The following is a 5,488-nucleotide window of genomic DNA, read 5'->3' as shown; positions in this document are numbered from 1 at the left end:
GCCGTCGGCGGAGGCCGCCTCCTCGTTCCCCGCGAGACCTACGCCGCGCCACTCCAGCAGACGAAGAACACATCTGGTTCATTCAGCCCTCAGAGGTCGTCCGCACGGGTTCCCACCACGGAGTGCGCCCCGCCTGGACACAACTCTTCGGCGGGCCTTGGCCATCCGCAGTGCCGGGTCGATCCAGTGGTACACGGTCGCTGTGACAAGTGCGTCGAACGGCTCTCCGGCAGCGGTCGGCTCTCGAACTCCGCCGTCCCCGCCGGCACACCGAGGTTCGGCTTGGCGGCATGAGCGGCGCAGGTCTGGTGTCGTTGACGGTGCGCCATGAGCCGGGCCCCGGGGATGCTATCCCCCGGGGCCGCGTGGCACGCCCGGCGCTGCCGCGTGAGCGATCACCTGCTCGGCAGTTCGCCGCGTCGGCGTGCTGGTCAGTGGCGGCCCTTCTCCTGGTTCGCATTCCCGCCCTTGCGGCCCGCTTCCCGGGCTTCTTCAGCCGAGACGCGGTGAGCGGTGCCCTCTTCCTGAGCGACGTGGCGTCGCTTCGAGGGAGTCTCGCGCTCCTCGTCGGAGTCGACGCTCGTGTCCGTGTAGCCGATCTCGTGCTTCGCCATGGTGACGCCTCCCGCGAAAAGTAGGAACTGACGGTGACTGAAGCGTCACACACAGTCGAACAGGCGGCACCTTGGATCATCACCGTAGGTAGCAGGCCGGCCAGGTCACGAGGGCCCGGCTCGATCAAGAAGCCCAGAGATGTGCGCAAATCTGAAACACATCATGACCTAGACTGCGCAAGAATCTGCGCACGGCTTGCGTTGACTTGCAAGTGGCGATGCAAGGCTCCCCCGTGCGCTTCCCGGACAGCTAGCCCGGCCATACAGAGATCACCGAGTCCCCTTTCGCCGCTTCACTTGTCGCGCCACTGAGGCCCAGGCGCCGCCGGTGAAAATTGTGCCGCTCGCACTGTAGACGGACTCACACTGCTCTGCAATATTGCGATGAAACACTGCAAGAAGCTGCGCACGCCCTCCTCGTGGAGATCGTGTGCCTGCAGATGGACGGTTCTCGCCGTCCGGTCTCACCCGCGCCACCGCTCTGCCCAGGAACGAGCCGCCCCCCGCCGCCCCTACCGGCGCGCGCACCTCCGCAGGGAGTGACCCCGCATGATTCGACCCAAGCCGAGATCCTGGAGACGGCGCGCGGCAACCGCCGCGCTCGCCTCCGCCGTGCTGACTCTGGGCATGCCCGCCGTCGGCGCGCACGCAGCCGGCGGCCCCGACGTCGCCGCTGACGCTGCGACCAAGGCCGGCAGCGCCCTTCGCGCACACTCGGCCGCCAACGTCACCGACGGCGACGCCAGCACCTATTGGCAGGCCGGAAACAAGTCGGCCCAGTGGGTGCAGACCGACCTCGGGCGGACCAAGCGTGTCCGCCAGGTCGTGTTGCGTCTGCCCGAGGACTGGCAGACCCGCAAGCAGACACTGGCGCTGCAAGGAAGCTCCGACGGAAAGAGCTTCGCCACACTGAAGTCGTCGGCGCAGTACGTCTTCAGCCCCGGCAACGGCAACACGGCGAAGATCTCCTTCCCCGCGACCCTCGCCCGGTACGTACGGGCCGACTTCAGCCGCAACTCGGTCGCCTCCACCGCCCAGCTCGCCGAGATGCAGGTTCTCACGACCGCCGCCTCCACACCCAACCTCGCCCAGGGCAAACCCTTCACCGAGAGCGGGCACGCCGATGTCTATGGCGCCGCGAACGCCGGTGACGGCAATCGCACCACCTACTGGGAGAGCACGAACAACGCCTTCCCGCAGTGGCTCAAGGTCGATCTCGGCTCGTCGGTGCAGGTGAACCAGGTGACGCTGCGGCTGCCCGGCGGCTGGCCGAGCCGCAGCCAGACGCTCAAGATCCAGGGCTCCACCGACAACCAGAACTTCACCGACCTGACGGCCTCGAAGGCATACACGTTCGACAGCGGCAACGACCAGTCGTCCACCATCAGCTTCGACACCACCACGACGCGGTACGTGCGCGCGCTCATCACCGCCAACACCGGCTGGCCCGCCGGGCAGTTGTCCGAGCTCGAGGTCTACGGACCCGCGAGCGGCGACACCCAGGCACCCACCGCCCCGACGAACCTGAGCTACACCGAGCCGGCCACCGGCCAGATCAAGCTGACCTGGAGCGCGGCGAGCGACGACACCGGTGTCACCGGCTACGACATCTACGCCAACGGCCAACTGCGCGCGAGCGTCGGCGGAAACGTCCTGACCTACACCGACACCCAGCCGGCCGACAGCGACATCACGTACTACGTACGGGCAAAGGACGCCGCAGGCAACGTCTCCGCCAACAGCAACAGCGTCACCCGCAAGGGATCCAGCGGCGACACCCAGGCCCCCACGGCACCCGGCAACCTCGCCTACACCCAGTCCGGCAACGACGTGAAGCTCACCTGGCAGGCGTCGAGCGACAACGTCGCCGTCACCGGCTACGACGTCTACGCCAACGACCAGTTCCTCAGGTCCGTGGCGGGCAACGTCACGACGTACACCGACACCCCGCCCGCGACCGCCACGGTCACCTACTACGTCAAGGCGAAGGACGCCGCCGGGAACACGTCCGCGGCGAGCAACAGCGTCACCCGGACCGGCTCGACCGGACCCGGCTCCAACCTCGCCGAGGGCAAGCCCATCGAGGCCTCGTCGTACGTCTTCACCTACGTCGCCACCCATGCCAACGACGGCCAGACCAGCACCTATTGGGAGAGCGCGAGCGGCGCCTACCCGGCCACCCTCACCACCAAGCTGGGCGCCAACGCCGACCTCGGCCAGATCATCGTCAAGCTCAGCCCGGACGCCGCCTGGTCCACGCGCACGCAGAACATCCAGGTGCTCGGCCGCGACCAGGACGCGACGGCCTTCTCCAGCCTCGCCGCGGCGAAGGACTACACCTTCAACCCGTCCAGCGGCAACACCGTGACCATCCCCGTCTCCGGCTCTGCCGCCGACATCCAGCTCAAGTTCACCGCCAACTCCGGCGCCCCGGGTGCGCAGGTCGCCGAGTTCCAGGTGATCGGCACCCCGGCCGCCAACCCGGATCTCAGGGTCACGGGCATCACGAACTCGCCCGCGGCTCCGGTCGAGTCGGACGCCATCAGCCTCTCGGCGACCGTCACCAACAGTGGCAGCAAGGCGGCCAAGGCCACCGACCTGAACTTCACGCTCGGCGGCACGAAGGCCGCCACGGCGGACGTCCCCGCTCTTGCGGCCGGGGAGTCGAGGACGGTCACCGCGAGCATCGGCACCCGCGACGCGGGCAGCTACCCGGTCGGCGCCGAGGTGGACCCGTCGAACAAGGTGATCGAGCAGAACGAGGCCAACAACGTCTTCACCCGCTCCGACGCCCTCGCCGTCAAGCCCGTCTCCAGCTCCGACCTGCTCGCCGCCCCGGTCTCCTGGACCCCGTCCAGTGCCTCGGCAGGTGACGAGGTCAAGTTCACCGTCGCGATCAAGAACCAGGGGACGGTGGCCTCCGCCTCCGGTGCCCACGCCGTCACCCTGACCGTGCAGGACTCCCACGGCACCACCGTCAAGACGCTCAGCGGCTCCTACAACGGCGCCATCGCGGCCGGCCAGACCACCGCACCGGTCAGCCTCGGCTCATGGACGGCCGTCAACGGCAAGTACACCGTCAAGACGGTCATCGCCGACGACGCCAACGAACTCCCGGTCAAGCGGACGAACAACACCACCACGCAGCCCCTGTTCGTCGGCCGCGGCGCGGACATGCCCTACGACATGTACGAAGCCGAGGACGGCACGGTCGGCGGCGGCGCCAAGGTCGTCGGCCCGAACCGGACCATCGGCGACTTCGCCGGCGAGGCGAGCGGCCGCAAGGCGGTCACCCTCACCGCGACCGGCCAGTACGTCGAGTGGACCACCCGCGCGCAGACCAACACGCTGGTGACCCGCTTCTCGATCCCCGACGGCACCAACACGACGCTCAACGTGTACGTGGACGGCCAGTTCCTCAAGGCGATCGACCTCACCTCGAAGTACGCCTGGCTCTACGGCAACGAGACCTCGCCCGGCAACTCGCCCGGCTCCGGCGCCCCGCGCCACATCTACGACGAGGCGAACCTGCTGCTCGGCAGGACCGTGCCCGCCGGTTCCAAGATCCGGCTGCAGAAGGACGCGGCCAACACCTCCACCTACGCCATCGACTTCGTCAACACCGAGCAGGCCACGGCGGCCCAGAATCCGGACCCGGCCGCCTACACGGTCCCGCCCGGATTCTCGCACCAGGACGTTCAGAACGCGCTCGACAAGGTCCGCATGGACACCACGGGCAAGCTCGTCGGCGTCTACCTGCCCGCCGGTGACTACGAGACCTCGAGCAAGTTCCAGGTCTACGGCAAGGCGGTCAAGGTCGTAGGGGCCGGGTCATGGTTCACCCGCTTCCACGCCCCCGCTTCCCAGGAGAACACCGACGTGGGCTTCCGGGCCGAGGCCAGCGCGAACGGCTCGTCGTTCGCGGACTTCTCCTACTTCGGCAACTACACGTCCCGGATCGACGGTCCGGGCAAGGTGTTCGACTTCTCCAACGTCTCCAACATCACCATCGACGACATCTGGGTCGAGCACATGGTGTGCCTCTACTGGGGTGCCAATACCGACAACATGACCATCAAGAACTCCCGTATCCGTGACACGTTCGCCGACGGCATCAATATGACGAACGGTTCCACGGACAACCACGTGGTCAACAACGACGCCCGCGCCACGGGCGACGACAGCTTCGCCCTGTTCTCGGCGATCGACGCCGGCGGCGCCGACGAGAAGAACAACCTCTACGAGAACCTGACGTCGACGCTCACATGGCGGGCGGCCGGGATCGCCGTGTACGGCGGCTACAACAACACCTTCCGCAACATCCGCGTCGCCGACACCCTGGTCTACTCCGGCATCACGATCTCCTCGCTGGACTTCGGCTACCCGATGAACGGCTTCGGAACCGAGCCCACGACGATCGAGAACGTCTCCCTGGAAAGGACGGGCGGCCACTTCTGGGGCTCGCAGGTCTTCCCCGCGATCTGGGCGTTCTCCGCCTCGAAGGTCTTCCAGGGGATCCGCGTCAACGACGTCGACATCGACGACTCCACCTACGGAGGCGTGATGTTCCAGACCAACTACGTCGGTGGCCAGCCGCAGTTCCCGGTGAAGGACACCATCTTCACCGACATCTCCATCACCAACTCCAAGAAGAGCGGGGACGCGTTCGACGCCAAGTCAGGCTTCGGCATCTGGGCCAACGAACTGCCGGAGCCCGGTCAGGGACCCGCCGTGGGTGAAGCCACCTTCCGCAACCTGCGGATGAGCGGCAACGCCCAGGACATCCGCAACACGACCAGCACATTCAGGATCAACATCGAGTAGTTCGGGGAGCGGACCGAACGGCGCGGGGCCGCCCTCCGAGAGGGCGGCCC

Annotated in this window: 2 protein-coding genes; one reads left to right on the top strand and one right to left on the bottom strand. The window is 67.4% G+C overall.

All coding sequences use genetic code 11. From position 1 onward, the window contains the following. Positions 1-431 precede the first annotated feature (431 nt). Entirely contained in the window at positions 432-614 is a 183-nt protein-coding gene (locus ACFV0T_RS42050; RefSeq protein WP_385790824.1) for a hypothetical protein, read from the bottom strand. A gap of 549 nt (positions 615-1,163) precedes the next feature. On the opposite strand from ACFV0T_RS42050, the gene ACFV0T_RS42045 reads away from it, so the two are divergent. Further along, positions 1,164-5,438, top strand: a complete 4,275-nt coding sequence (locus ACFV0T_RS42045; protein WP_385790822.1) for a discoidin domain-containing protein — start codon at positions 1,164-1,166, stop codon at positions 5,436-5,438. Positions 5,439-5,488: the final 50 nt, after the last annotated feature.

The organism is Streptomyces sp. NPDC059582 (genome assembly GCF_042735715.1).
Classification (GTDB): Bacteria; Actinomycetota; Actinomycetes; order Streptomycetales; family Streptomycetaceae; genus Streptomyces.
Note: the sequence above shows the minus strand (reverse complement) of the source record. Positions and strands in the feature narration are given on the sequence as shown.